24 protein-coding genes and 8 tRNA genes are annotated in these 25,014 nt (G+C 63.4%); 20 read left to right on the top strand and 12 right to left on the bottom strand.

The genetic code is table 11. The features are described from left to right. Positions 1 to 361: 361 nt before the first annotated feature. The 5 genes from ACYVG8_RS17850 (at position 362) to ACYVG8_RS17870 (ending at position 5,162) form a co-directional block, all read left to right on the top strand. Positions 362 to 1,291 (top strand): branched-chain amino acid ABC transporter permease, encoded by a 930-nt coding sequence (locus ACYVG8_RS17850; protein WP_028499882.1) that lies wholly within the window; start codon positions 362 to 364, stop codon positions 1,289 to 1,291. Positions 1,292 to 1,315: 24 nt separating this feature from the next. Further along, on the top strand, positions 1,316 to 2,428 hold the full coding sequence (locus tag ACYVG8_RS17855) for an ABC transporter permease subunit (RefSeq protein WP_028499881.1): 1,113 nt from the start codon (positions 1,316 to 1,318) through the stop codon (positions 2,426 to 2,428). 7 nt (positions 2,429 to 2,435) lie between these two features. Then, the gene (locus tag ACYVG8_RS17860; protein ID WP_028499880.1) at positions 2,436 to 3,206 is read left to right on the top strand and encodes an ABC transporter ATP-binding protein; all 771 of its coding nucleotides are present in this window, start codon (positions 2,436 to 2,438) and stop codon (positions 3,204 to 3,206) included. Beyond that, entirely contained in the window at positions 3,203 to 3,913 is a 711-nt protein-coding gene (locus ACYVG8_RS17865) for an ABC transporter ATP-binding protein (protein WP_028499879.1), read from the top strand. Before ACYVG8_RS17860 ends, ACYVG8_RS17865 begins: the two co-directional genes overlap by 4 nt. Positions 3,914 to 4,316: 403 nt before the next feature. Continuing rightward, on the top strand, positions 4,317 to 5,162 hold the full coding sequence (locus ACYVG8_RS17870; RefSeq protein WP_460746479.1) for an ABC transporter permease: 846 nt from the start codon (positions 4,317 to 4,319) through the stop codon (positions 5,160 to 5,162). A gap of 7 nt (positions 5,163 to 5,169) precedes the next feature. Here the strand turns inward: ACYVG8_RS17870 and bluB are convergent, their stop codons facing one another. From bluB to ACYVG8_RS17890, 4 genes are read right to left on the bottom strand one after another with little or no spacing between them, the layout of a single operon-like run. Continuing rightward, a complete protein-coding gene (gene bluB, locus ACYVG8_RS17875; RefSeq protein ID WP_028499877.1) occupies positions 5,170 to 5,853 on the bottom strand; it encodes a 5,6-dimethylbenzimidazole synthase in 684 nt (227 codons plus the stop codon). 28 nt (positions 5,854 to 5,881) lie between these two features. Continuing rightward, positions 5,882 to 6,535: a TetR/AcrR family transcriptional regulator gene (locus ACYVG8_RS17880; protein ID WP_028499876.1), complete on the bottom strand. Its 654-nt coding sequence runs from the start codon at positions 6,533 to 6,535 to the stop codon at positions 5,882 to 5,884. 47 nt (positions 6,536 to 6,582) lie between these two features. After that, the gene (locus tag ACYVG8_RS17885; protein WP_460746480.1) at positions 6,583 to 7,458 is read right to left on the bottom strand and encodes a mechanosensitive ion channel domain-containing protein; all 876 of its coding nucleotides are present in this window, start codon (positions 7,456 to 7,458) and stop codon (positions 6,583 to 6,585) included. Next, positions 7,458 to 9,056: a peptide chain release factor 3 gene (locus tag ACYVG8_RS17890; protein ID WP_028499875.1), complete on the bottom strand. Its 1,599-nt coding sequence runs from the start codon at positions 9,054 to 9,056 to the stop codon at positions 7,458 to 7,460. Before ACYVG8_RS17890 ends, ACYVG8_RS17885 begins: the two co-directional genes overlap by 1 nt. 197 nt (positions 9,057 to 9,253) lie before the next feature. On the opposite strand from ACYVG8_RS17890, the gene ACYVG8_RS17895 reads away from it, so the two are divergent. From ACYVG8_RS17895 to ACYVG8_RS17930, 8 genes are all read left to right on the top strand, one after another. Next, positions 9,254 to 9,871 carry a riboflavin synthase gene (locus ACYVG8_RS17895; RefSeq protein WP_028499874.1) on the top strand — a complete coding sequence of 206 codons (618 nt, stop codon included), beginning with the start codon at positions 9,254 to 9,256 and terminating at the stop codon, positions 9,869 to 9,871. Next, positions 9,868 to 10,515: a Dph6-related ATP pyrophosphatase gene (locus ACYVG8_RS17900; protein WP_460746482.1), complete on the top strand. Its 648-nt coding sequence runs from the start codon at positions 9,868 to 9,870 to the stop codon at positions 10,513 to 10,515. The genes ACYVG8_RS17895 and ACYVG8_RS17900 overlap by 4 nt, the downstream gene beginning before the upstream one ends. A gap of 30 nt (positions 10,516 to 10,545) precedes the next feature. Then, the gene (ribBA, locus tag ACYVG8_RS17905) at positions 10,546 to 11,652 is read left to right on the top strand and encodes a bifunctional 3,4-dihydroxy-2-butanone-4-phosphate synthase/GTP cyclohydrolase II (RefSeq protein ID WP_107888563.1); all 1,107 of its coding nucleotides are present in this window, start codon (positions 10,546 to 10,548) and stop codon (positions 11,650 to 11,652) included. A 123-nt stretch (positions 11,653 to 11,775) separates the two neighbouring features. Continuing rightward, a complete protein-coding gene (gene ribH, locus ACYVG8_RS17910) occupies positions 11,776 to 12,249 on the top strand; it encodes a 6,7-dimethyl-8-ribityllumazine synthase (RefSeq protein ID WP_028499871.1) in 474 nt (157 codons plus the stop codon). After that, positions 12,249 to 12,743, top strand: coding sequence for a transcription antitermination factor NusB (gene nusB / locus ACYVG8_RS17915; RefSeq protein WP_028499870.1), 495 nt, complete (start codon positions 12,249 to 12,251; stop codon positions 12,741 to 12,743). Before ribH ends, nusB begins: the two co-directional genes overlap by 1 nt. Positions 12,744 to 12,820: 77 nt before the next feature. After that, complete coding sequence (thiL, locus tag ACYVG8_RS17920; RefSeq protein ID WP_107888562.1) at positions 12,821 to 13,762, top strand: thiamine-phosphate kinase; 942 nt, start codon at positions 12,821 to 12,823, stop codon at positions 13,760 to 13,762. Further along, positions 13,740 to 14,273: a phosphatidylglycerophosphatase A family protein gene (locus ACYVG8_RS17925; protein WP_107888561.1), complete on the top strand. Its 534-nt coding sequence runs from the start codon at positions 13,740 to 13,742 to the stop codon at positions 14,271 to 14,273. The genes thiL and ACYVG8_RS17925 overlap by 23 nt, the downstream gene beginning before the upstream one ends. A 74-nt stretch (positions 14,274 to 14,347) precedes the next feature. Continuing rightward, positions 14,348 to 14,611, top strand: a complete 264-nt coding sequence (locus ACYVG8_RS17930; RefSeq protein WP_028499867.1) for an acyl-CoA-binding protein — start codon at positions 14,348 to 14,350, stop codon at positions 14,609 to 14,611. Positions 14,612 to 14,727: 116 nt separating this feature from the next. On the opposite strand, the gene ACYVG8_RS17935 is transcribed toward ACYVG8_RS17930, so the two are convergent. From ACYVG8_RS17935 to ACYVG8_RS17965, 7 genes are all read right to left on the bottom strand, one after another. Continuing rightward, a tRNA-Asp gene (locus ACYVG8_RS17935) sits at positions 14,728 to 14,804 on the bottom strand. Between the two features lie 8 nt (positions 14,805 to 14,812). Then, a tRNA-Val gene (locus ACYVG8_RS17940) sits at positions 14,813 to 14,889 on the bottom strand. 28 nt (positions 14,890 to 14,917) lie between these two features. After that, positions 14,918 to 14,994, bottom strand: a tRNA-Asp gene (locus tag ACYVG8_RS17945). An 8-nt stretch (positions 14,995 to 15,002) separates the two neighbouring features. Further along, positions 15,003 to 15,079: transfer RNA gene (locus ACYVG8_RS17950), tRNA-Val, on the bottom strand. A 20-nt stretch (positions 15,080 to 15,099) separates the two neighbouring features. Further along, positions 15,100 to 15,176: transfer RNA gene (locus ACYVG8_RS17955), tRNA-Asp, on the bottom strand. Positions 15,177 to 15,183: 7 nt separating this feature from the next. After that, positions 15,184 to 15,260 (bottom strand) — tRNA-Asp (locus ACYVG8_RS17960). A gap of 5 nt (positions 15,261 to 15,265) precedes the next feature. Beyond that, a tRNA-Val gene (locus ACYVG8_RS17965) sits at positions 15,266 to 15,341 on the bottom strand. A gap of 204 nt (positions 15,342 to 15,545) precedes the next feature. Here ACYVG8_RS17965 and ACYVG8_RS17970 point away from each other — a divergent pair. Continuing rightward, positions 15,546 to 16,514: an acetyl-CoA carboxylase carboxyltransferase subunit alpha gene (locus ACYVG8_RS17970; RefSeq protein ID WP_028498170.1), complete on the top strand. Its 969-nt coding sequence runs from the start codon at positions 15,546 to 15,548 to the stop codon at positions 16,512 to 16,514. Next, positions 16,483 to 17,832, top strand: a complete 1,350-nt coding sequence (gene tilS, locus ACYVG8_RS17975; protein WP_107888560.1) for a tRNA lysidine(34) synthetase TilS — start codon at positions 16,483 to 16,485, stop codon at positions 17,830 to 17,832. Before ACYVG8_RS17970 ends, tilS begins: the two co-directional genes overlap by 32 nt. A 47-nt stretch (positions 17,833 to 17,879) precedes the next feature. On the opposite strand, the gene ACYVG8_RS17980 is transcribed toward tilS, so the two are convergent. Continuing rightward, entirely contained in the window at positions 17,880 to 18,572 is a 693-nt protein-coding gene (locus ACYVG8_RS17980; RefSeq protein WP_028498171.1) for a Bax inhibitor-1/YccA family protein, read from the bottom strand. Between the two features lie 296 nt (positions 18,573 to 18,868). On the opposite strand from ACYVG8_RS17980, the gene ACYVG8_RS17985 reads away from it, so the two are divergent. The 5 genes from ACYVG8_RS17985 (at position 18,869) to lon (ending at position 24,920) form a co-directional block, all read left to right on the top strand. Continuing rightward, positions 18,869 to 18,953: transfer RNA gene (locus tag ACYVG8_RS17985), tRNA-Leu, on the top strand. Between the two features lie 89 nt (positions 18,954 to 19,042). Beyond that, entirely contained in the window at positions 19,043 to 20,353 is a 1,311-nt protein-coding gene (tig, locus tag ACYVG8_RS17990) for a trigger factor (protein ID WP_028498172.1), read from the top strand. Positions 20,354 to 20,355: 2 nt separating this feature from the next. Beyond that, on the top strand, positions 20,356 to 20,994 hold the full coding sequence (gene clpP / locus ACYVG8_RS17995; RefSeq protein WP_051528659.1) for an ATP-dependent Clp endopeptidase proteolytic subunit ClpP: 639 nt from the start codon (positions 20,356 to 20,358) through the stop codon (positions 20,992 to 20,994). 13 nt (positions 20,995 to 21,007) lie between these two features. Next, the gene (gene clpX / locus ACYVG8_RS18000; protein WP_028498174.1) at positions 21,008 to 22,282 is read left to right on the top strand and encodes an ATP-dependent Clp protease ATP-binding subunit ClpX; all 1,275 of its coding nucleotides are present in this window, start codon (positions 21,008 to 21,010) and stop codon (positions 22,280 to 22,282) included. Between the two features lie 214 nt (positions 22,283 to 22,496). Then, positions 22,497 to 24,920 carry an endopeptidase La gene (lon, locus tag ACYVG8_RS18005; RefSeq protein ID WP_460746485.1) on the top strand — a complete coding sequence of 808 codons (2,424 nt, stop codon included), beginning with the start codon at positions 22,497 to 22,499 and terminating at the stop codon, positions 24,918 to 24,920. Positions 24,921 to 25,014 lie beyond the last annotated feature (94 nt).

Consider the following 25,014-nt stretch of genomic DNA (forward strand, 5'->3'; position numbering starts at 1 on the left):
GACAGTATAATTGTCTGGCAATTCATGGAACTGCAACATAACCGACAAGTGAAATCAGCAAACCGTAAAGCATAGTGCGCCAAAATCGGGCGGCAGCCTAATTCCTTTGCACGAAAATAGTGCCATACGTGGCATAAAATTTTACATCCCGGCCATTTTTAACGATTTATCCTCTATTCCAACGGATATAAAGCGGAAAATTTGGCTAAAAACGTCTTTTGCCGCGTTGACAGCCCCATGGGGCCACTACATAATCGCCGCGCATCATCAACTGGATTAAACCAGTTTTTGCTTATAACAAGCGGCCTGCAGAGTACCCATCTGTAATGCCGCAATGACGTTCTGCAAGAGGAGAATCTCCGTGGACATCTTTCTGCAACAAATACTGAACGGCCTCGTGCTGGGCAGCATCTATGCGCTGATCGCGCTGGGCTACACCATGGTGTACGGCATCATGGGGCTCATCAACTTCGCCCACGGCGAAGTGACCATGATCGGCGCCATGGTGACTATCTCCGTGCTGGGTCTGTTCAGCAGCATGGGGCTGGCACTTCCGGGTCCCGTGCTGGTGTTGCTGGCCATCATGGTCGCCATTCCGACCTGCATGCTGCTGGGCTTCGTGATCGAGCGGGTGGCCTACCGGCCGCTGCGCAATGCGCCGCGTCTTGCGCCGCTGATCACCGCCATCGGCCTTTCCATCGTGTTGCAGAACGTGGCGATCCTGATCTGGGGCCGCAACTACATCTCGTTCCCGTCGCTGCTGCCGCACAACCCGCTCGACTTCTTCGGCGCGTCGATCACCGATCTGCAGATCGTGATCATCTTCCTCGCGCTGGCACTGATGGTCGGCCTGCTGATCATGGTCGAGAAGACCAAGCTCGGCCGCGCGATGCGTGCCACCAGCCAGAATCCGGCCGTCGCCGGCCTGATGGGGGTCAACGTCAACACCATCATTTCCACCACCTTCGTGATCGGTGCCGGCCTCGGTGCGATCGCCGGCGTGATGGTTGCCGCCAACTATGACCAGGCCCACTCGCACATGGGCTTCATCATCGGCCTGAAGGCGTTCACCGCCGCGGTGCTGGGGGGGATCGGCAACCTTGGCGGCGCCGTGGTCGGCGGTCTGCTGCTCGGGGTGATCGAATCGCTGGGCGCCGGTTATATCGGCGACCTGACCGGGGGCTTCCTCGGCTCGAATTATCAGGACATCTTCGCCTTCATGGTGCTGATCCTGGTGCTGGTGTTCCGCCCGTCCGGTCTGCTGGGCGAACGCGTCGCCGAACGCGCCTGATACAAGAATTCGAGGAGAAAACCAATGATTCAGCTTTCCAAAGGCAAGCAGTTCGCGCTGTTCGTCGCCTGCGGCATCCTGCTCGCGGTGCTGCCGTTCCTGGTCGGCAACACGCTGGGCAATTCCTGGGTGCGCACGCTCGACTTCGCGCTGCTGTACATCATGCTGGCGCTGGGCCTGAACATCGTGGTGGGCTTCGCCGGCCTGCTCGACCTGGGCTATATCGCGTTCTACGCGGTCGGTGCCTACAGCTACGCGCTGCTGAACTCGCCGCACTTCGACATCTTCTGGCCGTGGTGGATCCTGCTGCCGATCGGTGCGATCTGTGCCGCTTTCTTCGGCATCCTGCTCGGCACCCCGGTGCTGAAGCTGCGCGGCGACTATCTGGCGATCGTGACCCTCGGTTTCGGTGAAATCGTGCGGATCTTCATGAACAACCTGAACGCGCCGATCAACATCACCAACGGCCCGCAAGGCGTGAACATGATCCAGCCGGTGACCGTGGCCGGCGTGTCGCTGGGCAAGTCGCACGTGATCTTCGGCTACAGCCTGAACAGCGTGTACCTGTACTACTACCTGTTCCTGGCGCTGACCATCCTCACCGTCATCATCTGCTCGCGGCTGCAGCACTCGCGCATCGGCCGTGCCTGGGTGGCGCTGCGTGAAGACGATATCGCCGCCAGTGCCATGGGCCTGAACATCCGCAACATCAAGCTGCTGGCGTTCGCGCTCGGCGCGACGTTCGGTGGCGTGTCCGGCGGTCTGTTCGCCAGCTTCCAGGGCTTCGTGTCGCCGGAATCGTTCGGTCTGCTCGAATCGATCATGGTGCTGTCGATGGTGGTGCTCGGTGGCATGGGCCACATCCCCGGCGTGATCCTCGGCGCGGTGCTGCTGACCATTACCCCGGAAATCCTGCGTGACGTTATCGGCCCGGTGCAGATGGCCGTGTTCGGCAAGATGCTGGTCGATCCGGAAAACGCCCGCATGCTGCTGTTCGGCCTCGCGCTGATCCTGGTCATGCTGCTGCGCCCGGAAGGCCTGTGGCCGAACAAGCGCCGCAAGGCTGAATTCCACGACGCGCTCGACGAGGGCGTACCGGCTACCGACTCGCAAGCCGCCGACGGACTCAAGGGATAACAACGACATGGCTGACGTACTGCTGAAAATCGAAGGCATCACCAAGCGCTTCGGCGGCCTCGTGGCGCTGAACGAAGTGGGCCTCACCATCAACAAGGGTGAAATCTACGGCCTGATCGGCCCGAACGGCGCCGGCAAGACCACGCTGTTCAACGTGCTGACCGGCCTGTACCAGCCGGACGAAGGGACGTTCACCTTCAACGGCCGCGACCTGTTCCGCAAGAAGCCGCATATCGTGGTCGAGGCCGGCATTGCCCGGACCTTCCAGAACATCCGCCTGTTTGGCGAGATGACGGCGCTGGAAAACGTGATGGTCGGCCGCCACGTGCGGACCAGGACCGGTGCACTCGGCGCCGTGCTGCGCGACAAGCGCACCATGGCAGAAGAGAAGGGCATCCGCATGCGGTCGCGCGAGCTGCTGGACTTTGTCGGCATCAGCAAGGTTGCCGGCGAACGGGCTCGCAACCTCAGCTACGGCCACCAGCGCCGGCTGGAGATCGCTCGCGCCCTGGCGACCGACCCGACGCTGCTGGCGCTCGACGAACCGGCCGCCGGCATGAACCCGCGGGAAACCGAGGACCTGCAGGCGCTGATGGAAAAGATCCGCAACAGCGGCGTGACCCTGCTGCTGATCGAACACGACGTCAAGCTGATGATGTCGCTGTGCGACCGTATCGCGGTGCTCGATTACGGCAAGAAGATTGCCGAAGGCCTGCCGGCCGAAGTGAAGAGCAATCCGCGTGTTATCGAAGCCTATCTGGGAGCGGCCCACGCATGAGCCTGTTGGAAGTCAAGAATCTCGAAGTGGCCTATGGCGGCATTCAGGCGGTCAAGGGCATCAACTTTCACATCGACCAGGGAGAGATGGTCACGCTGATCGGGGCGAACGGCGCCGGCAAGACCACCACGCTGAAAACGCTGGTGGGCATGCTGAAGCCGAAGTCCGGCTCGGTGACCTACGACGGACACGATTGCAGCAAGCTGCCGGTCTACGATTTCGTCAAGAAGGGCCTGTCGCTGGTGCCGGAAGGCCGCGGGGTGTTCTCGCGGCTGACGGTGGAGGAAAACCTGCGCATGGGCTCGTTCTATCGCAATGACGAAGCCGAGATCAACAAGGAAATCGACTACGTCTACACGCTGTTCCCGCGCCTGAAAGAGCGCTACAAGCAGCTGGCCGGCACCCTGTCCGGCGGTGAGCAGCAGATGCTGGCCATCGGCCGCGCAATCCTGTCGCGCCCGAAGCTGCTGCTGCTCGACGAGCCGTCGATGGGTCTCGCACCGATCATCGTCCAGCAGATCTTCGACATCATCAAGATGATCTCGTCGCAGGGCGTGACCGTGCTGCTGGTCGAACAGAACGCCAAACTGGCGCTGGAAGCCTCGAACCGCGGCTACGTGATGGAGTCCGGCAAGATCACCATGGCCGGCGATTCGCGCGAGCTGCTCGACAGCGACGCAGTCAAGAAAGCCTACCTGGGCGAATAAGCGCATTACGGCGTTGGATCAGGGTCGTCCGGTCGGGAAGCCGGGTGGCCCTTTTTTTCGCGCTGGCCCCGCCTGCCGCTGTCTCTCCCGCACCACGTTTTCCGGTTGCTGGCCGGATGGTGGGGAAGGGCGTGACATGTCTGCATATCAAGGCCGGCAGGGCTGCGGCTTTCCTGCTGCCTGCCCGGGGTTCTGCTGCTTCCTGCCGCGTGCAGGACGATCGAGGTACCCATGCGCCAGGTTCTCTGGTGTTGCAGATTGCCCGGGCAGCCTGCGCAGTTTCTGGTGCTGCTGTTGTTGTGTGTCCAGCGTGGCCGCGCGCGACAGCCGGCCGTTTTCACGCTAGCGTGACGGGGTCCGACGCCATGGTGGCCGTCGGTGCCTGGCCGGGAGCCCCTTACGCATGTTCATTCCGCTGTCGTTCAAGGACGTCATCAACCGCTTCGTCGACAATCTGGTCGACCACTATGGCGACACGCTGCGCGCGCTGAGCGAGTCGGTGCTGAGCGGGGTGCTGCTGCCGCTGGAGAGTGCGCTGCGCGCCTTGCCGCCGTGGCTGGTGCTGCTGGCGATGGGGCTGCTGGGCTGGCATGCGACCCGCCGCCTGCGGCAGGGGGTGCTGCTGGCCGGGCTGCTGTACCTGATCGGCTGTCTCGGCCTGTGGGACCCGCTGATGCAGACCTTTGCGCTGATGCTGGTGGCGATGACCCTGACCGTGCTGCTCGGCGTGCCGGCCGGCATTCTGATGGCACGCTACGAGGGCGTGCGTCGCGTACTGCAGCCGCTGCTCGACATCATGCAGACCCTGCCGACCTTCGTGTACCTGATCCCGGTGCTGATGCTGTTCGGACTCGGCAAGGTGCCGGCGATTTTCGCCACCGTGGTCTACGCGCTGCCGCCGCTGATCCGCCTGACCGACCTCGGCATCCGCCAGGTCGATCATGACGTGGCCGAGGCGGCATGGTCGTTCGGGCCGACGCGGCTGCAACTGCTGCTGGGGGTGCAGCTGCCGCTGGCGCTGCCGTCGATCATGGCCGGCATCAACCAGTCGATCATGATGGCGCTGTCGATGGTGGTGATTGCCTCGATGATCGGTGCGCGCGGGCTGGGCGAGGATGTGCTGATCGGCATCCAGACGCTGGACTTCGGCCGCGGGCTGCAGGCCGGTGCAGCCATTGTCATTCTGGCGATCGTGCTCGACCGCATCGGTCAGGGCTACGGCGGGCAGCGGGTGCCGCCGCGCCGCTGAGCGTCGTTCAGTACGCGGCCGGCGTCGGCTGCGCGTCGGCCGGCCAGGCGTTCTCGAACAGTACGCTGTCGAGCGGCAGCCGTTCGCCAAAGCCGGCATCCTCGAACATCGGTCGCGGATAGAACGCCTCGACGTCGCCCAGGCACAGCACGGCGATCGGCCGGGCGCCGGCCGGCAGTGCCAGCCGCTGCGCCAGCTCGTCCGGATCGAAGAATGACACCCAGCCCATGCCGACGCCTTCGGCCCGTGCCGCCAGCCACAGGTTCTGGATTGCACAGGCGGCCGAGGCGAGGTCCATTTCCGGCAGCGTGCGGCGGCCGATGACGTGCGCGCCGGTGTCGGGCATCAGCACGGTGACCAGCAGTTCGCTGCATTCGCGAATGCCCTCGATCTTCAGCGACAGGAATTCGGCCTGCCGCGATGACAGCGTTGCTGCCGTGCGCAGGCGTTCGCGCTCGACCAGGGCAAAGATGTCGGCGCGCAGGGCGGCGTCGGTAATGCGGATAAAGCGCCACGGTTGCATGTAGCCGACCGATGGCGCGAGGTGGGCCGCGCCGACCAGCCGCTCGAGCACGTCGGTCGCCAGCGGCCTGCCATTGAAATGGCGCATGTCGCGTCGTTCGCGCATGGCGCGGTAGATCGCGTCGCGCTGGTCGTCCGGATAGCGGTGGGGCAGGTCGGTGTCGGTCATCGGTACAGTCATCGGTGTCGGAAAAAGCTCAGTTTGCAGCCGTGTACTTCGACGCCAGCAGGCGGAAGGTCGGCAGGAATTCGGCAGGCACATATGGCTTGAACAGTGCCAGCACCTGGCAGACGCCGCGGTTGCCGGCCGCCTCGCTGATCGGTTCCTTCGGCCGTGATGCCTGCTCGAATGCGAACCAGAATTTTGCCACCAGCCAGACATTGGTGACCATCGGCCGGATGTCTTCCTCGTCGATACGGAACAGGCCGATCTCGGCGAAGCGGTGAAACAGCGCGTTCAGCCGTTCTTCCAGATCGGTATGGATGAAATGGTGGTACTCGGCCTGCATCTGCGGATTGCGGGCCAGCAGGCCGGGCAGGTCGTAGAACATGAAGCGGAACTGCCACATCGCCTGGAACACGGTATCGAAATAGCGTTCCATGTCATCGACCTTGATGTCGCGGTCGGCCGGGGCGGCCAGCCGCTCGGTCAGGAAGTGTTTGTACTGCAGGAAAATCTGGTAAACGATCTCTTCCTTGTTGCGGAAGTGGTAGTACAGATTGCCCGGGCTGATGCCGAGATGAGCCGCGATGTGGTTGGTGGTAATGGTGCGCTCGCCGTGTTCATTGAACAGGGCCAGGCTCTCCGAGACGATGCGATCGTAGGTTTTTATGGCCGGTCTTTTGCTCATGACGGCTCCTTGATGAACGGGCCCGCCGGCGGTCGCGGGCAGGGAAGTCAGGATGGCTGCCGCGGCGCATCCTGCTCGCTGTCGCCATGGCCGAAGAAATCGGCGACGAAGCGGTGCAGGATGGCCTGCTCGACGCGTTGCTTCTGGGCGCGTGGCACGGCAATGCGCAGATTCAGGCGCAGGGTTTTCTCATCGGCAATATTGATCGACACGCGCGGATCGACCGACGGCGTATCGATCAGGCTGAGCGCTTCGATGGCCGCCATGTGACGGTGGGCATCGGCCAGGTACGGCGCGCAGATTTCCTGCGCTGCCGCCAGCAGCAGCTTTTCGGCCTTCAGCACGTCAGCCTGGACATTCAGCGGCACCGTGATCACGTGGACCAGATAGTCGCCGGTGTAGTCTTCGCGGGTGACGGCCTGCGTCAGCAGCAGGCTGTTCGGAAAAGTGATGGCACGGCCGGTCTGCTGGTGGGCATCGTGACGCGGGCCGATCTCCAGAATGGTGGTGCCGAACAGATTGATGTCGATGACCCGGCCGCGGTAGTTGCCGATCTCGATCCGGTCGCCGATGTTGTAGCCCTTGCTCATCGCGCGCAGGAAGCTGCCGGAAAAGCACATGATCAGCTCTTTCAGCGACAGCGCCAGCGCGGCGGCAATAGCCACCATCGACACCGCGAGCGTCTGCAGCTCGGCCGACCAGATCACCACCAGTCCGAGCAGGCCGAAAATGATCAGCCCGTTGCGGATATTGACCGACCAGCGACGGCGCCATTCCAGGCTCAGGAGCGGCCGGCCGGCCAGCGTGCGCGCGGCAATCACGCGCAGCATCACCAGCACGGCCACCAGCAGTGCCGAACGGATCAGGTCGAAGGCCCAGACCTGCGGCAGGTTCCTGAGCCAGTCCAGCGCCGTCTCCAGCATCAGGACAACTTGACCGCGTGTTCGCGGGTTTCGTGGAACACGATGTCAGGCCAGCGTTCGCGGGTCAGTTCCAGGTTCACGCGGTTCGGCGCCAGGTAGCTGAGGCTGCCGGCGGCGTCGATGGCCAGGTTGTGGACCGTGGCCTTCTGGAACTCGGCGAACTTGGCCCGGTCGTCGCAGCTGACCCAGCGGGCAGTCCAGATCGCGCAGTTCTCGAAGATGGCTTCGACGCCGTATTCGGTCAGCAGGCGATGGGCGACCACCTCGAACTGCAGCACGCCGACCGCGCCCAGGATCAGGTCGGCGCCGTTTTCCGGCTTGAACACCTGGACCGCGCCTTCCTCGCCAAGCTGCTGCAGGCCTTTCTGCAACTGCTTGATCTTCAGCGGGTTGCGGATGCGGACCGCCTTGAAGATTTCCGGGGCGAAGAACGGAATGCCGGTGAAGGCGAGCTGTTCGCCTTCGCTGAACGAGTCGCCGATCTGGATATTGCCGTGGTTCGGAATGCCGATGATGTCGCCGGCAAAGGCCTCCTCGACGATTTCGCGGTCGTGGGCCATGAAGGTCACCACCGACGTTGCCGCCACATCGCGGCCCAGACGCAGGTGCTTCATTTTCATGCCGCGCTCGTACTTGCCCGAGCACACGCGCAGGAAGGCGATGCGGTCGCGGTGCTTCGGATCCATATTGGCCTGGATCTTGAACACGAAACCGGAGAACTTGTCCTCGCCCGGCTCGACGTCACGCACGGTGGCGTGGCGCGGACGCGGCGACGGTGCCCAGTCAATCAGCGCATCGAGGATTTCCTTGACGCCGAAGTTGTTGATGGCCGAGCCGAAGAACACCGGCGTGAGTTCGCCGGAGAGGAAGGCGTCGAGGTCGAACTCGTTGCTGGCGGCCTTGACCAGTTCGATCTCGTTGCGCAGCTGTTCGATCTCGAGCGGGAACAGGGCGTCGAGGCGCGGATTGTCGATGCCGTCGATGATGTCGAATTCGTGCGGCAGGCGGGTGCCGCCGGCATCGAACAGCAACACCTGGTCGTTCAGCAGGTGGTAGACGCCACGGAAGGTCTTGCCCATGCCGATCGGCCAGGTAATTGGCGCACAGCGGATCTCGAGTACGTTCTCCACTTCATCGAGCAGTTCGAGCGAGTCGCGGACTTCCCGGTCGTACTTGTTCATGAAAGTGACGATCGGCGTCGCACGCAGGCGGCAGACGTTCAGCAGCTTGATGGTTTGCGCTTCCACACCCTTGGCGGCATCGATGACCATCAGCGCGCTGTCGACGGCAGTCAGCACCCGGTAGGTATCTTCGGAGAAGTCCTGGTGGCCCGGGGTGTCGAGCAGGTTGACGACATTGTCGAAGTAGTCGAACTGCATGACCGAGCTGGCGACGGAAATGCCGCGCTGCTTTTCGATTTCCATCCAGTCCGACGTGGCGAACTTGCCGCCCTTCTTGCCCTTGACGGTGCCGGCCTGCTGGATGGCGCCCGAGAACAGCAACAGCTTCTCGGTCAACGTCGTTTTACCGGCGTCGGGGTGGGAGATGATGGCGAAGGTGCGGCGGCGCGCGGCTTCGCGAACGGTTATGTCTGACATGGAGTGAGGAAAATGGCCGAAAAAACAGTGAATTCTAGCGGAAATCGACCCCGACAAGTAGCCCGCTGTCCACCCATCCGGCTTTGATGCCGGCTGCGGGTCGGCATCCCCGCTGCGGACGGGTAGAATCGGAGCGTCCGGATGTCCCGTGCCTGTGAACACGGGCGTCGTTTTCCTCTCTCCAGAATGGTCCCGCCATGTTTACCGGAATCGTACAAGGGGTCGCCGAAATCGTGCGCATCGAGCGCCGGGCGGCCTTTCAGACCCGCGTCGTCCGCCTGCCTGCGGACTTGCTGCCGGGCCTCGCCATCGGTGCCTCGGTCGCGCACAACGGCTGCTGTCTGACCGTCACCGCGATCGACGGCGATCAGGTGTCGTTCGACCTGATGCAGGAAACCCTGCGCGTCACCAACCTCGGTGATCTCGGTGAAGGCGACCGGGTGAATGTCGAGCGCGCCGCGCGCTTCGGCGACGAAATCGGCGGCCACGCGATGAGCGGTCACGTGATGTGCACCGCCGAGGTCGTCGACGTGATCGATACCCCGGACAACCGCACCGTCTGGTTCCGGCTGCCGGCGACCTGGATGCGCTTCATCCTCAACAAGGGTTATGTCGGCGTCGACGGTTGCAGCCTGACCGTTGGTGACGTGCGCGAAGACGGCTTCTGCGTGCACCTGATTCCGGAAACACTGACGCGAACCAACCTCGGCTGGCGCCGGGTCGGCGAGCGGATCAACATCGAGGTCGACCCGCAGACCCAGGCCATTGTGGAAACGGTCGAACGGGTACTGGCGCAGCGCGGTCTGGCGGCATGATCGTTGCCGCGTCGTGGAGCGGCGGCAAGGATTCGGCTCTGGCGCTGTGGCGCGCCATCGCCGCCGGCGCCCGCCCGCTGGCGCTGCTGAACATGTCCGACGAGAGCGGGCAGCGCAGCCGTTCGCATGGCCTGCGCCCCGAAGTGCTGGCGGCACAGGCCGACAGCCTCGGCATCGAGCTGCTGACCGGCCAGGCCAGCTGGGCCGACTACGAACAGGTGTTTGTCGGTGCACTGCACGGCCTGCGCGCACGCGGCGTCGAGCAGGTGGTATTTGGCGACATCGATCTTGACGCGCACCGTTTCTGGGAGGAAAAGGTCTGTGTCCGCGCCGGCCTGCAGGCCTGGTTGCCGCTGTGGCAGGCGTCGCGCCGTTCGCTGGTCGACGAGATGATCGGTGCGGGCTTTGTCGCCCGGCTGAGCACCGTGCGCGAGGATGCCTTGCCGGCATCGTTCCTCGGCCGTACCCTCGATGCCGACTGCGTGACCGAACTGGAATCGCTGGGCGTCGACCCGTGCGGCGAGGGCGGCGAGTTCCATACCGTAGTGGTCGACGGCCCGTTGTTCCGGCAGCCGCTGACCTTGCAAACCGGCGACATCCACCGCCATGGTGGCTGCGCCTTCATCGATTTTTATCCACGCTGACGGCCTGCGCCGTCGGCGGAGCCGACTTCCATGACCATTTCCCCGATTCAAGACATCATCGCCGACATCAAGGCCGGCAAGCAGGTCATCGTCATCGATGACGAAGACCGCGAAAACGAGGGCGACCTGATCCTTGCCGCCGATTTCGTCAACGCCGAGCAGATCAACTTCATGGCCAAGCACGCGCGCGGCCTGATCTGCCTGACGCTGACCGAAGACCGTTGCGCGCAGCTGAACCTGCCGCTGATGGTCGCCAACAACGGCTCGTCGCACGGCACCAACTTCACGCTGTCGATCGAGGCGGCCGACGGCGTGACCACCGGCATTTCCGCCGCCGACCGTGCCCGCACCGTGCAGGCTGCCGTCGCGCGTGACGCCAGGCCGGCCGATATCGTCCAGCCGGGCCACATCTTCCCGCTGAAGGCCAAGAACGGCGGCGTGCTGGTGCGCGCCGGCCATACCGAGGCCGGTTGCGACCTCGCCGCGCTGGCCGGACTGACGCCGGCCGCCGTGATCTGCGAAGTCATGAATGACGACGGCACCATGGCCCGCCTGCCGGAACTGCTCGAGTTCGCCGAGAAGCACGGACTGAAGGTCGGCACCATTGCCGACCTGATCGCCCACCGCAGCCAGACCGAAAGCCTGATCGAACATGTGGCCGAGCGCGACCTGGACACGCCGTACGGCCAGGTCCGGCTGCATGCGTTCCGCGATGCGACCAGCGGCGCGACCCATCTGGCGCTGGTCAAGGGCCGGATCGATGCCAGCCGCGACACGCCGGTGCGCGTGCACGAACCGCTGTCGGTCATCGACTGGATGGATTCGGCATGCGATTCGCACAGCTGGCCGATTCCGCGCGTGATGCGCGCTTTCGACGAGGCCGGCTCCGGCGTGCTGATCCTGCTGCATCGTGACGAGGACGGGCAGACGCTGCTGGCGCGTGCCTTCCCCGGTGTCGTCGATGCACCGGAACGCAAGTGGGACCCGAAAATCTACGGCATCGGCGCACAGATCCTGCGCCGCCTCGGTGTCGGCAAGATGAAGCTGATGTCCAAGCCGGCCAAGCTGCCGAGCATGACCGGCTTCTCGCTGGAAGTGACCGGTTATCTGCTGCCGGACGACGACACCCGGGGCTGAAACCGGCCGGGCGGCATCAGCCATTTTGGATCACGGCTCGCCAAGGCCGGGTATCCGCTTTAAAATGCCGCCCTTTCCCAGGTGTGTTTCCTTCCGCCTTTTCATCCATCACGGGGAGTCGCCATGCGCGCTGACGTTGTGAATATCGAACCGAATCTGAACGGTGAAGGGCTGCGAGTCGGTGTGGTCATGGCCCGCTTCAATCTGCCGGTCTGCGAAGGCCTGCGCGATGCCTGCCTGGAAGAGCTGGGCATCCTGGGGGTGCAAGCGGATGACATCACCTTCGTCACCGTGCCCGGCGCGCTGGAAATTCCGCTGGCCCTGCAGGCGATGGCACAGAACGAAGACGACGCCTACGACGCGCTGATTGCGCTCGGCGCAGTCATTCGCGGCGAGACCTATCACTTCGAGCTGGTGTCCAACGAAGCAGGCTCGGCATTGACCCGGGTCGGGCTGGATTTCGACATTCCGGTCGCCAACGGCGTACTGACCTGCGATACCGATGAACAGGCCGAGGCGCGCATGGATGAAAAGGGCCGCGACTGCGCACGTTGCGCGGTGGAAATGGCCAATCTCCAGAAAGCGTTTTACGACTGATGAAAACTGCACGACGACGTGCCCGCGAATTCGCGGTGCAAGGGATTTACCAGTGGCAACTGAACCAGTTGACTGCTGCATCCATCGAAAAGAACCTGCGCGAGAACGAATACTTCGTCAAGGCTGACGAGAACCTATTCCGCGCACTGCTGTTCGGTGTGCTGAACGAGGCCCCGGTGCTGGACGAGGCGCTGTCGAAGCATTTCGAACGCGCCCCGGAGGAAGTCAATCCGGTCGAGCGCGCGGTGCTGCTGGTGGCGGCGCTGGAACTGCTGCGCCATCCGGATACCCCGCTGGCCGTCATCATCAATGAAGCCATCGAGCTGGCGAAGACCTTCGGCGGCGCCGAAGGCCATCGCTTCGTCAATGGCGTGCTGGACAAGTTCGCTGCCGAAGCGCGTCCTGACGAATGTGCCGCCGTGCGTGCCAACCGTCGCGGCAAGCGCCCGGCACCGGCACCGGCCGATGACGAGCCGTCGACCGACGCCGAGTAAGCGTTCCGGCCGATTCGCCATGCACCCGCCTCGCGCGGGTGTTTTTTCGTTTTCATGCTGTTGACGTAGGCGCTTCGATGAACGAATTCGCGATGATTCGCCGTTATTTCACCCGACCGGCCCGGCGGGCGCGGCTGGGGGTCGGCGACGATGCCGCCGTGCTGGTGCCGACGCCGGGCACTGAATTGCTGGTCTCGACCGATCTGCTGGTTGCCGGTCGCCACTTCTTTGCCGATGTCGATCCGGCCGCACTGGGTCACAAGACGCTGGCAGTCAATCTGTCGGACATCGCCGCCATGGGCGGCGAACCGGTGTGGGCCGTGCTCGGTGCGGCCTTGCCGACGCTGGACGAGGCGTGGATCGCAGCGTTCTGCGACGGGCTGTTTGCGCTGGCCGAGCGGACCGGTGTCGATATCGTCGGCGGGGATACCACCTGCGGCCCGCTGACCCTGTCGGTGACCATCGGTGGCGAAGTGCCGGCCGGCCAGGCGATCCGCCGTGATGGCGCCCGGCCGGGCGACGAGATCTGGGTCAGTGGCCAACTGGGACTGGCGGCAGCCGCCCTGGCCCATCTGTCGGGCGAGGCCAGGCTGTCCGCGCCGTTGCTGGCCGAATGCCGCAAGCGGCTGGAATGGCCGGAGCCGCGGATCGGGCTCGGCATGGCGCTGCGCGGCATCGCCAGTGCCATGCTCGACATTTCTGATGGCTTTGCCGGCGACCTTGGTCATATTCTCGAACGCTCTGCAGTCGGGGCGACGGTCGATATCGATGCACTGCCGACCGATAACCGGCTTGAGCGGGCCATCTGGCGCGATGCCATCGCCGCTGGCGGCGACGACTACGAACTGTGTTTTACTGCGCCGCCAGCGCAGGCTGCTGCCGTGCGTGCCGCCGCCGCACGCGCCGGCGTTGATGTGACCCGGGTCGGGGTGATCGACGCGGCTCCCGGCCTGCGCCTGCTTGATGCGCAACAGCGACCGGTCCACTTGAAAAGGAATGGTTTTGACCACTTCGCATAGCGCCAGCTGGCGCTTTATCCGCCAGCGCAGCTACCGCTTCATTGCCTTCGGTTTCGGGGCGGGTCTGGCGCGCCGCGCACCGGGCACCTGGGGGACGCTGGTCGCCTGTCCGATCATGGCCGTGCTGCTGGTGGCGGGGCTGTCCGACCTGCTGATCGCCTGGCTGTGCGTGCCGCTGTTTGCCTATGGCTGCTATGCCTGCGGCCGCACCTGCCGCGATCTGGGGGTCGACGATTATGGTGGCGTGGTCTGGGATGAAATCGTGTCGATGATGCTGGTGCTGGCCTTTGCCCCGAATACGGTGGGTGGCTGGATTGCGGCGTTTCTGCTGTTCCGCCTGTTCGATATTTTCAAACCCTGGCCGATCCGCTGGATCGATTCGCGGGTGGGTGGTGGCCTGGGGGTGATGCTGGACGACGTGCTGGCCGCGGTTTTTGCCATTGTCGGGCTGGAAATGCTGGCCTGGCTCGGTGTGCTGACCCAGCCGGCCGGCATGCTGCGGCTGATTTAAACGGGCGTATGAAAACGGGCGGTGGCGTGTTACATTTCAGTGTCATGACCACCGAAATCGCAGGAGAAGCGCCGATGTCGACCGAACTGAGCACCCGTTTCCAGCAGGCGCAAGCCGACGTGCAATCGCTGTCCGAACGCCCGGACAATGCGACGATGCTGGAACTGTACGCCCTCTACAAGCAGGCATCGGCCGGCGACGCCACCGGCGAGCGGCCGGGCATGATGGACTTCATCAACCGGATGAAATTCGACGCCTGGGACAAGCTGAAGGGCACGCCGACTGACGGCGCAATGGCGCAGTACATTGCGCTGGTCGATCGTCTGCTGGGCCGCTGAGCCGTTTTTGCGGCTGCATTGTCACCAGAGCCGCCTGAATGGCGGCTTTGTCATGCGTGCGGCAAGCCGGGAAGGGCAGAAACAACAAAACCGCCATTCGGCGGTTTTTTGGGTGTTGGCGGAGTGGACGGGACTCGAACCCGCGACCCCCGGCGTGACAGGCCGGTATTCTAACCAACTGAACTACCACTCCATAAACTGTGGTGGGCGGTACTGGACTCGAACCAGTGACCCCTGCCGTGTGAAGGCAGTGCTCTACCAACTGAGACTAACCGCCCGGGCAAGCAGGTACTGCGTACAACGTGTTGGCGGAGTGGACGGGACTCGAACCCGCGACCCCCGGCGTGACAGGCCGGTATTCTAACCAACTGAACTACCACTCCATAAACCATGGTGGGCGGTACTGGACTCGAACCAGTGACCCCTGCCGTGTGAAGGCAGTGCTCTACCAACTGAGACTAACCGCCCGAATTCCTTGCAAAGCGCGCTGGCGGAGCGGACGGGACTCGAACCCGCGACCCCCGGCGTGACAGGCCGGTATTCTAACCAACTGAACTACCGCTCCAGAGCGTTGGCGGAGTGGACGGGACTCGAACCCGCGACCCCCGGCGTGACAGGCCGGTATTCTAACCAACTGAACTACCACTCCACTACTGGTGGGTGATGACGGATTCGAACCGCCGACCCTCTCCTTGTAAGGGAGACGCTCTACCAACTGAGCTAATCACCCTCCGCCGACCGCGTTTCCGCAGCGACGAGAGGCGCGCATTTAAGCACAGTAAATTGTCGCCGGCAAGGGTTTTGGGAAAAGAACCCGGATTTCGACTGTTTTGAACAAGATAGACCTGGATGCGTCGCACGAATTGTCCGACATGGCAAAGGGCACGGCGCTCCGGTATGATTGCCCGATTCTGAAAGTGGAACGCCGAGAAGCATGAAAACCACCTTCCTCGATTTTGAGCAACCGATCGCGGAGCTCGAGAACAAGATCGAAGAGCTGCGCTATGTACAGGACGACTCGGTCCTGGACATCTCCGAAGAGATCTCCCGGCTGCAGAAAAAAAGCCTGGATCTGACCAAGGTCATCTACAGCAAGCTCACCCCCTGGCAAATCTCCCAGGTGGCGCGGCACCCGCAACGCCCGTACACCCTCGATTACGTGAAGTCGATCTTCACCGATTTCGAGGAACTGCACGGCGACCGGAGCTATGCCGATGATGCTGCCATTGTCGGCGGCATGGGCCGCTTCAATGGCCAGCCGGTCATGATCATCGGTCACCAGAAGGGACGCGACACCAAGGAGAAGATCCTCCGCAATTTCGGCATGCCCCGTCCCGAGGGTTACCGCAAGGCGCTGCGCCTGATGAAGCTGGCCGACAAGTTCGGCCTGCCGATCTTTACCTTTATCGACACACCCGGCGCCTATCCGGGCATTGGCGCGGAAGAACGCGGACAGAGCGAGGCCATCGGCCGCAATCTGTACGAAATGACCCGCCTGCGCGTGCCGGTCGTGTGCACGGTCATCGGCGAGGGCGGTTCCGGCGGGGCGCTGGCCATCGCGGTCGGCGATCAGCTCAACATGCTGCAGTATTCGACCTATTCGGTGATCTCGCCGGAAGGCTGTGCATCCATCCTGTGGAAGACCGCCGAGCGCGCGTCGGATGCCGCCGAAGCGCTGGGCATTACCGCCAGCCGGCTGAAGACGCTGGGTCTGGTCGACAAGGTGATCGCCGAGCCGGTTGGTGGCGCGCACCGCAATCATGCACAGATGATGCAGACCATGAAGCGCAGCCTGCACGAGGCGCTGAAAGGCCTGAGCAGCCATCCGCAGGATGAACTGCTGCAACATCGCTTCGATCGCCTGATGAGTTATGGACGCTTCAAGGAAGAAGACGCCGCCTGACGCACCGGACGCACCGCTGGCGGCAGTAGCCGCCGCGATCGCCACCCACTGGCCGGAAACGCTGTTGCGTTCCGGCCAGTCGCACGTGGAGGTGGCGTTGTCCGGTGGCGTGGATTCGGTCGTATTGCTGTGCGCGCTGTCCTCGCTGGCGACGGCGCGCGGCGTGCGGCTGACGGCCGTGCATGTTCACCACGGCCTGAGCCCCAATGCCGACCACTGGGCTGCGTTCTGCACGGCGCTGTGCGCGCGGCTGCAGGTGCCGTTGCGCATCGAGCGGGTCCGCGTCGATCGCGGCGGCGGGAGCCTGGAGGCGGCGGCGCGACATGCCCGTTACCGGGCCATCGCCGCCGGTGGTGCCGACGTGGTGGCACTGGCGCACCATGCCGATGACCTGGCTGAAACCGTGCTGCTGCAGGCGCTGCGCGGCGGCGGAGCGCGCGCGCTGGCCGCCATGCCGGTGCTGCGCCAGTCCGGACACGGTGGCTGGCTGTGGCGGCCGCTGCTGCAACTTGCCCGTGCCGACATCGAGCAGGCCGCCCGCCGGGCCGGCCTGGACTGGATCGAGGACGAAAGCAACGCCGATCCGCGCTATCGCCGCAATGCCATCCGCCACCAGCTGGTGCCGGTTCTGGCAAACCATTTTCCTGATTACCGGCGTCAACTGGCCCGCACGGCCGCCCGGGCCGCCGATGAGGCTGCGGTGCTGGCCGATGTCGCCGCCAGTACCTTGCCCGGACTGACTGGCGCCGACGGGGCGCTGGCATTGACGCCGCTGCTGCAGCGCTCGCCGCCCTGGCAGCGCCTGCTGCTGGCGGCCTATCTGGAACGACAGGCGGTGTCCGTATCGCCGGCACTGCTGGAAACATTGCTGGCCCAGGCGGCGCACGGTTTCGAGCTGCGGGTCGGTGACCGGGTGCTGCTCGGTTATCGCGGCACGCTGCTGGTGCGCCCGGACGGGCCGCTGCCGTCCGTCACGCTCATCCTGCCGCTGGTCGAGGGAGAGGTGTCGCTGCCCGGCTGGCCGGGCACGCTGCGCCTGTCACGGCAGGCGGTGGGCGGCGTGGCGCTGGCCGATGGAAGCAGGGTCGAGGTTCGGCCGCCGGCCGATGGCGAGACCCTGGCGCAGGGCGTGGGGCACAAGGCCTGCCGCAAACTGTGGCAGGAGGCCGGCCTGGCGCCATGGCGCCGTCAGCGCTGGCCGCGACTGTGGGCCGATGGCGCGCTGCTGGCGCTGCCCGGCATTGCCGTGGCGAGCGACCGGCTGGCCCGGCCCGGCGAGACGGGCTGGGCGTTCGGGTGGGTCGAAAGCGGCCAATAAAAAAGGCGGCGCTGGGGGCGCCGCCAGGGGTGGGGTGACTTGATCAATCAGTCGCGGCTCTGGCCGGATACGGCGAGCAGGATCTGCAGCAGGCTGGTGAAGATGTTGTAGATACCCATGTAAAGCGTCAGCGTGGCCGACACATAATTGGTTTCACCACCTTCAATGATCTGTTTCAGCTGGAACAGGATCATGGCCGAACTGAACAGGATGAAGCCTGCGCAGATGGTCAGTTGCAGCGCCGGGATCTGCATGAAGATGTTCGCGACCACGGCGACCATCAGCACGATGCCGCCGACGACCATGAACTTGTTCAGGAAGCCGAGGTCGCGCTTGATGACGGTCGACAGCGTGGCCATGGCGAAGAACACCACGGCGGTGCCGCCGGCAGCCAGCGTGATCAGCTGTCCGCCGTTGCGCAGGCTCAGCGCGACCTGCAGCAGCGGGCCGAGCAGCACGCCGAGCATGAAGGTCAGGGCGAGCAGCAGGGCGACGCCAAGGCCGCTGTCACGGTTTTTCTCGATCAGGAAGAACATGCCGTAGATCGCGGCGAGCATGACCACGCTGGACACGATCGGGCTGGCACGCATGAAGCCGAAGCTCATGTTGATGCCCATCAGGGCGCCGACAATGGTCGGAATCATCGTGAGCGCAAGCAGCAGATACGTGTTGCGCAACACTTTGTTCCGGCTCGCGGACAGCGCCGAAGTCTGATACGAAGTGTTGAGGTATTTGTCCATTTTGAATGCGTCTCCGCTGGGTAGGCCCGACTCGGGCATGCTTGAAGACTAGACGCCAAGACTTAAGGTCGGGTTATGAAATGCTTGCGACAGCATTGTTTGTGCATGACGGACAGGCAGACTGACAGCCGGCAAGGTTTTTTTGGCCGCAGCCCTTGTCGATGTCGGGTCTGCGCCCGATATGGTGTCCAATCGTCCCCTTCGTGCGCCCTTGTCTTGCCTCGGCTTCCGCTATTCGGGTAAATTTCGCCTTTTGCTGGCCGGCAAAGGCTCGACGCACGGCCGCAACGGATTCTGCGAGGGTGGCGGAATTGGTAGACGCACTGGATTTAGGTTCCAGCGCCGAAAGGCGTGAGAGTTCGACTCTCTTCCCTCGCACCACAAGAATACTGACCGGCGGGACCTCCCGTCGCGTTCCCGCACATCACCGGACATTGTACCGGTACCCCTTTTACCTCTAAGGATTCGACATGCAAGTGCAACTGGAAACGCTGGGCGCCCTCGAGCGTCGCCTCGACATCGCCCTGCCGCTGGCTGACATTGACGCCGAAGTCAAAAAGCGTCTCGGCCGCGTGGCTCGCACCGCCAAGGTGGCAGGTTTCCGTCCGGGCAAGGCCCCGCTGAAGATCGTCGAACAGAACTATGGTGCCTCGGTGCGCGAAGAAGTGCTGGGCGAACAGGTCCAGATCGGCTTCTCCAGGGCCGTGGCCGAGCAGTCGCTGCGCGTGGCCGGCTATCCGCGCTTCGAGCCGGTGGCTGCCGAAGGCGCCAGCGCCGACCATTTCAAGTTCAGCGCGCTGTTCGAAGTCTATCCGGAAGTGAAGATCGGTGACGTCGCCGGCCAGGAACTCGAAAAAGCGGTCTGCGAAGTGACCGAAGCCGAGATCGACAAGACCATCGACATCCTGCGCAAGCAGCGCACCCGCTTCAACCGCGTTGAACGTGCCGCCGCCGATGGCGACCGCGTGATCATCGACTTCAAGGGCGTGATCGACGGCGAAGCCTTCGCCGGCGGTTCCAGCGAGAACTTCCCGTTCGTGCTCGGCCAGGGCCAGATGCTGCCGGAATTCGAAACCGGCGTGATCGGCCTGAAGGAAGGCGAATCGCGCGACGTCGAAGTCAGCTTCCCGGACGACTATCATGGCAAGGAAGTGGCCGGCAAGAAGGCCGTGTTCACCATCAGCGTGAAGAATGTTGCCGAAGCCGTGCTGCCGGAACTGGACGACGCGTTCGCCAAGGCACTGGGCATCGTTGACGGCGACGTCGCCAAGATGCGCGCCGAGATCGAAAAGAACGTCAAGCGCGAAGTGGTTCGCCGCCTGGCCGCCCGCAACAAGGAAGCGGTCATGGAAGCGCTGATCAGCGTCAGCGAACTCGACCTGCCGCAGTCGCTGGTGCAGGTGGAAATCGGCCGTCTGATGCAACAGGCGCAAGAAGACTTCGCCCGTCGCGGTCTGGACACCAAGAGCATGCCGCAACTGCCGCCGGAACTGTTCAAGGACCAGGCTGAACGTCGCGTCAAGCTGGGCCTGATCCTGTCGGAACTGGTCAAGGCCAACGAACTGAAGGCCACCGCCGAGCAGGTCAAGGCCCGCGTTGAAGAATTCGCCGACAGCTACGAACATCCGGCTGAAGTGGTCAAGTGGTACTACGAAAGCCCGGAACGCCTCGATGGTCCGGAAAGCATGGTGCTGGAAGACAACGTGGTTGAATTCGTGTTCGGCAAGGCCAAAGTGACTGAGAAAGCGGTTTCGTTCGACGAACTGATGGGGAACGCCTAAGCATGCATAACCTACGGGATTGGCAACTGTCTCAATCCGCACCTCAGGCCCTCGGCCTGGTGCCGATGGTGGTCGAACAGAGTGGTCGTGGCGAACGTGCCTACGACATCTACTCGCGACTTCTGAAGGAACGCATCGTATTCCTGGTCGGTCCGGTGACGGATGAAACGGCCAATCTCGTGGTGGCGCAGCTGTTGTTCCTGGAATCGGAAAATCCTGACAAGGACATCAACCTGTACATCAACTCGCCGGGCGGGGTGGTGACGGCCGGGCTGTCGATCTACGACACGATGAACTTCATCAAGCCCGACGTTTCCACGTTGTGCATTGGCCAGGCAGCCAGCATGGGCGCGTTCCTGCTGTCGGCCGGCGCCAAGGGCAAGCGTCTCGCGCTGCCGAACTCGCGGATGATGATTCACCAGCCGCTGGGCGGTTTCCAGGGGCAGGCATCCGACATCGAGATTCACGCGAAGGAAATCCTGTCGTTGAAGCGCAAGCTCAACGAGTTGATGGCACAGCATTGCGGTCGTCCGGTCGAGGACCTCGAACGCGATACCGACCGCGACAATTTCATGAGCGCTGCAAAATCGGTCGAGTACGGTCTGATCGACCGTGTCATCGAGCCGCAATCGCGCACATAGGTGGTAAGCAGTCATGACGGATAAACAGGACAGCCAGCAACTGGCATGCTCGTTTTGCGGGCGCAAGAAGCAGGAAGTCAAACACCTGATCGCCGGGCCGCAGGTCTTCATCTGCGACGAATGCATTCGCGATTGCGAAGGCATCATCGCCGACCTGAGCGCGGCCGGGCAGGGGGCTGACAAGGCGTCCGAAGGCGAGGCTGAGGCACGTCTGCCCAGCCCGCGCGAACTGCGCGAATCGCTGGACCAGTTCGTGATCGGGCAGGACCAGGCCAAGAAGACGCTGTCGGTGGCGGTGTACAACCACTACAAGCGCCTGAACGCCACCGAGGCCGATGCCGAAGTCGAGCTGTCGAAGAGCAACATCCTGCTGATCGGCCCGACCGGTTCCGGCAAGACCCTGCTGGCGCAGACGCTGGCGCGGGTGCTTGACGTGCCGTTCGCCATTGCCGATGCGACGACACTGACCGAGGCCGGCTATGTCGGCGAGGACGTCGAGTCCATCGTGACCAAGCTGCTGCAGAAGTGCGACTACGACGCGCAGAAGGCGCAGCGCGGCATCATCTACATCGACGAAATCGACAAGATCTCGCGCAAGTCCGACAACCCGTCGATCACGCGCGACGTGTCCGGCGAGGGCGTCCAGCAGGCGCTGCTGAAACTGATCGAAGGCAGTGTGGCGAATGTGCCGCCGCAAGGCGGTCGCAAGAACCCGAACGCCGAGTTCATCCAGGTGGATACGACCAATATCCTGTTCATCTGCGGTGGCGCGTTCGACGGGCTGGAGAAGGTCATTCGCCAGCGGACGGAAAAGGGCGGCATCGGCTTTGGCGCCACGGTGACGTCGAAGGACGACCAGCGTGCCATCGGCGAACTGCTGCGCGAAACCGAGCCCGAGGATCTGATCAAGTTCGGCCTGATCCCCGAGTTCATCGGCCGTCTGCCGGTCGTCGCGCTGCTGGAGCCGCTCGATGAAGAAGCGCTGATGACCATCCTCACCGAACCGAAGAATGCGCTGGCCAAGCAGTATCGCAAGCTGTTCTCGATGGAAGGTGTCGAACTGGAAATCCGTCCGTCGGCCATGCGCTCCATCGCCCGCCAGGCGCTGGCGCGCAAGACCGGTGCCCGTGGTCTGCGTTCGATCGTCGAGCGTGCACTGCTCGATACCATGTACGACCTGCCGTCGCTGGAAGGCGTGGCACGCGTGGTGGTCGACGAAACCGTGATCGAACAGGGCGCGAAACCGAAGCTGGTGTATCAGGAAAACGTGCTCAAGCACAGTGCCTGATACACGGGGCGACCTCGCTTCGCTCGCTGGTTCTTCGCGACAAAAGGTCGATGTGATTCAAGGCCGTCCGGTAACGGACGGCTTTTTTATTTTGCCGTGCACCGGGCTGCCGGTGTGCGGAGTAGACTGCATTCGACGCGGGCGAGCTTGAATTCTCGCTCTTTGCGCCCATTTGCAGCGCAGCATGACAACACCAGACAAAGAGATTCCAGCCATGTCGCAAAGCGAAATGACTACCCCGGTGACCCACCTGCCGCTGCTGCCCCTGCGCGACGTTGTGGTGTTCCCGCATATGGTGATCCCGCTGTTCGTCGGCCGTCCGAAGTCCATCAAGGCTCTCGAACGCGCGATGGCGGAAGACAAGCAGATCCTGCTGGTCGCGCAGAAATCCGCCGCCAAGGACGAGCCGTCTATCGAGGATCTGTACGACGTCGGCACGGTTTCGGCCGTGCTGCAGATGCTCAAGCTGCCCGATGGCACGGTAAAGGTGCTGGTCGAGGGCAAGAGCCGCGCGCTGGTCGAGGACGTGCGTGAGGACGACGGCCTGTTCGTCGCCGACATCACGCCGGCGTCGATTGATGCCGGTGCCAACACCGAGACCGAGGCAATGCGCCGCGCGCTGCTGGCCCAGTTCGAGCAGTACGTCAAACTGAGCAAGAAGATCGCGCCGGAAATCCTCGCGTCGCTGTCCGGCATCGACAGCCCGGGACGGCTGGCCGACACCATTGCCGCCCACCTGCCGCTGAAAATCGAACAGCGCCAGGACGTGCTGGAGATGTTCAATGCCGTCGAACGGCTTGAGCACCTGCTGGCGCAGATCGAATCCGAAATCGATATCCTGCAGGTCGAAAAGCGCATCCGTGGCCGGGTCAAACGGCAGATGGAGAAGAGCCAGCGCGAGTACTACCTGAACGAACAGGTCAAGGCGATCCAGAAAGAGCTGGGCGAAGGCGACGAAAACGCCGAGTTCGACGATCTGGAAAAGAAGATCAAGACCGCCGGCATGTCCAAGGAAGGCCGCGACAAGGCAAACAGCGAGCTCAAGAAGCTGCGCATGATGTCGCCGATGTCGGCCGAAGCGACCGTGGTCCGCAACTACATCGAGACCCTGGTCGACCTGCCGTGGAAGAAAAAGACCAAGATCAGCAGCGATATCATCGCTGCCGAGAAGGTGCTGGACGAAGACCACTACGGGCTGGACAAGGTCAAGGAACGCATCCTCGAGTATCTCGCGGTGCAGGGCCGGGTCGACAAGCTGAAGGGACCGATCCTGTGCCTGGTCGGCCCGCCGGGGGTCGGCAAGACCTCGCTGGGCGAGTCGATTGCCCGTGCGACCGGACGCAAGTTCGTGCGCATGGCACTGGGCGGCGTGCGTGACGAAGCCGAGATCCGCGGTCACCGCCGGACCTATATCGGCTCGATGCCGGGCAAGATCCTGCAGAGCATGACCAAGGTCGGCGTCAAGAACCCGCTGTTCCTGCTCGACGAAGTCGACAAGCTCGGCGCGGATTTCCGTGGCGACCCGAGCGCGGCACTGCTGGAAGTGCTCGACCCCGAGCAGAACCATGCCTTCAGCGACCACTATGCCGAAGTCGATTTCGACCTGTCCGACGTGATGTTCGTCGCGACCGCAAACTCGCTGAACATTCCGCAGGCGCTGCTGGACCGGATGGAGATCATCCGCCTGTCCGGCTACACCGAGGACGAGAAGGTCGCCATCGCCGAACGCTATCTGGTGCCGAAGCAGGTCAAGGCGAACGGCCTCAAGGAAGGCGAGCTGCAGGTGCAGGAAAGCGCGGTGCGCGACATCGTGCGCTACTACACCCGCGAGTCCGGTGTCCGCAGCCTCGATCGCGAGATTGCCAAGATCGGCCGCAAGGTGGTCAAGAACAACCTGACCAAGCATCGCGACGACAACGCGCTGGTGCGCACGACGGTATCGTCGCGCAACCTCGACAAGTATCTCGGCGTGCAGAAGTACGAGTACGGCGTGGCCGAGGAGCAGAACCAGGTCGGTCAGGTGACCGGGCTGGCGTGGACCGAGGTCGGCGGCGAACTGCTGACCATCGAGGCGGTGTCGCTGCCGGGCAAGGGCAACATCATCCGGACCGGTCAGCTGGGCGACGTGATGCAGGAATCGATCACGGCAGCCATGAGCGTGGTGCGGCGTCGTGCACGGACATTGGGCATCAAGCCTGATTTCTATGAAAAGCAGGACATTCACATCCACCTGCCCGAAGGGGCGACGCCGAAGGATGGCCCGTCGGCGGGTATCGGCCTGGTCACGGCGATCACGTCGGCGCTGACCGGCATCCCGGTGCGTGCGGATGTCGCCATGACCGGCGAAATCACCCTGCGCGGCGAAGTGCTGCCGATCGGCGGCCTGAAGGAAAAGCTGCTGGCGGCGCATCGCGGCGGGATCAAGCATGTGCTGATTCCGAAGACCAACGTCAAGGATCTGGCGGAAATTCCGGCGAACATCAAGCGCAGCCTGGAAATCCATCCGGTAAAGTGGATTGAACAGGTGTTTGAACTGGCGCTGGAACGGATGCCGGAGGCGTTGCCGGAAAGCGACGAAATCGGCACGATTCCTGTTAAAACCGAGGAGCCCGCCGAAGCGCGCGTGACCAAGCACTGACCCAATTGCCACTGCCTTGACACGCCAAAATTCGGCTTGCTATAAAGCCTTCTGTTTGCCGGAGTCGCGGTTCCGGTGGCCATAACATGGAAAG

Source organism: Microvirgula curvata (assembly GCF_054781615.1).

What these genes read in the sequence shown, in the direction of transcription:
- ACYVG8_RS17970 (WP_028498170.1), top strand. Translation starts at nt 15,546, where the DNA reads ATGAAAACCACCTTCCTCGATTTTGAGCAACCGATCGCGGAGCTCGAG.
- lon (WP_460746485.1), top strand. Translation starts at nt 22,497, where the DNA reads ATGTCGCAAAGCGAAATGACTACCCCGGTGACCCACCTGCCGCTGCTG.
- bluB (WP_028499877.1), bottom strand. Translation starts at nt 5,853, where the DNA reads ATGACCGACACCGACCTGCCCCACCGCTATCCGGACGACCAGCGCGAC.
- ACYVG8_RS17880 (WP_028499876.1), bottom strand. Translation starts at nt 6,535, where the DNA reads ATGAGCAAAAGACCGGCCATAAAAACCTACGATCGCATCGTCTCGGAG.
- ACYVG8_RS17980 (WP_028498171.1), bottom strand. Translation starts at nt 18,572, where the DNA reads ATGGACAAATACCTCAACACTTCGTATCAGACTTCGGCGCTGTCCGCG.
- tig (WP_028498172.1), top strand. Translation starts at nt 19,043, where the DNA reads ATGCAAGTGCAACTGGAAACGCTGGGCGCCCTCGAGCGTCGCCTCGAC.
- ACYVG8_RS17860 (WP_028499880.1), top strand. Translation starts at nt 2,436, where the DNA reads ATGGCTGACGTACTGCTGAAAATCGAAGGCATCACCAAGCGCTTCGGC.
- ACYVG8_RS17855 (WP_028499881.1), top strand. Translation starts at nt 1,316, where the DNA reads ATGATTCAGCTTTCCAAAGGCAAGCAGTTCGCGCTGTTCGTCGCCTGC.
- clpP (WP_051528659.1), top strand. Translation starts at nt 20,356, where the DNA reads ATGCATAACCTACGGGATTGGCAACTGTCTCAATCCGCACCTCAGGCC.
- ACYVG8_RS17900 (WP_460746482.1), top strand. Translation starts at nt 9,868, where the DNA reads ATGATCGTTGCCGCGTCGTGGAGCGGCGGCAAGGATTCGGCTCTGGCG.
- ACYVG8_RS17925 (WP_107888561.1), top strand. Translation starts at nt 13,740, where the DNA reads ATGGTTTTGACCACTTCGCATAGCGCCAGCTGGCGCTTTATCCGCCAG.
- ribBA (WP_107888563.1), top strand. Translation starts at nt 10,546, where the DNA reads ATGACCATTTCCCCGATTCAAGACATCATCGCCGACATCAAGGCCGGC.
- clpX (WP_028498174.1), top strand. Translation starts at nt 21,008, where the DNA reads ATGACGGATAAACAGGACAGCCAGCAACTGGCATGCTCGTTTTGCGGG.
- thiL (WP_107888562.1), top strand. Translation starts at nt 12,821, where the DNA reads ATGAACGAATTCGCGATGATTCGCCGTTATTTCACCCGACCGGCCCGG.
- ACYVG8_RS17890 (WP_028499875.1), bottom strand. Translation starts at nt 9,056, where the DNA reads ATGTCAGACATAACCGTTCGCGAAGCCGCGCGCCGCCGCACCTTCGCC.
- nusB (WP_028499870.1), top strand. Translation starts at nt 12,249, where the DNA reads ATGAAAACTGCACGACGACGTGCCCGCGAATTCGCGGTGCAAGGGATT.
- ACYVG8_RS17885 (WP_460746480.1), bottom strand. Translation starts at nt 7,458, where the DNA reads ATGCTGGAGACGGCGCTGGACTGGCTCAGGAACCTGCCGCAGGTCTGG.
- ribH (WP_028499871.1), top strand. Translation starts at nt 11,776, where the DNA reads ATGCGCGCTGACGTTGTGAATATCGAACCGAATCTGAACGGTGAAGGG.
- ACYVG8_RS17930 (WP_028499867.1), top strand. Translation starts at nt 14,348, where the DNA reads ATGTCGACCGAACTGAGCACCCGTTTCCAGCAGGCGCAAGCCGACGTG.
- ACYVG8_RS17865 (WP_028499879.1), top strand. Translation starts at nt 3,203, where the DNA reads ATGAGCCTGTTGGAAGTCAAGAATCTCGAAGTGGCCTATGGCGGCATT.
- ACYVG8_RS17895 (WP_028499874.1), top strand. Translation starts at nt 9,254, where the DNA reads ATGTTTACCGGAATCGTACAAGGGGTCGCCGAAATCGTGCGCATCGAG.
- tilS (WP_107888560.1), top strand. Translation starts at nt 16,483, where the DNA reads ATGGACGCTTCAAGGAAGAAGACGCCGCCTGACGCACCGGACGCACCG.
- ACYVG8_RS17870 (WP_460746479.1), top strand. Translation starts at nt 4,317, where the DNA reads ATGTTCATTCCGCTGTCGTTCAAGGACGTCATCAACCGCTTCGTCGAC.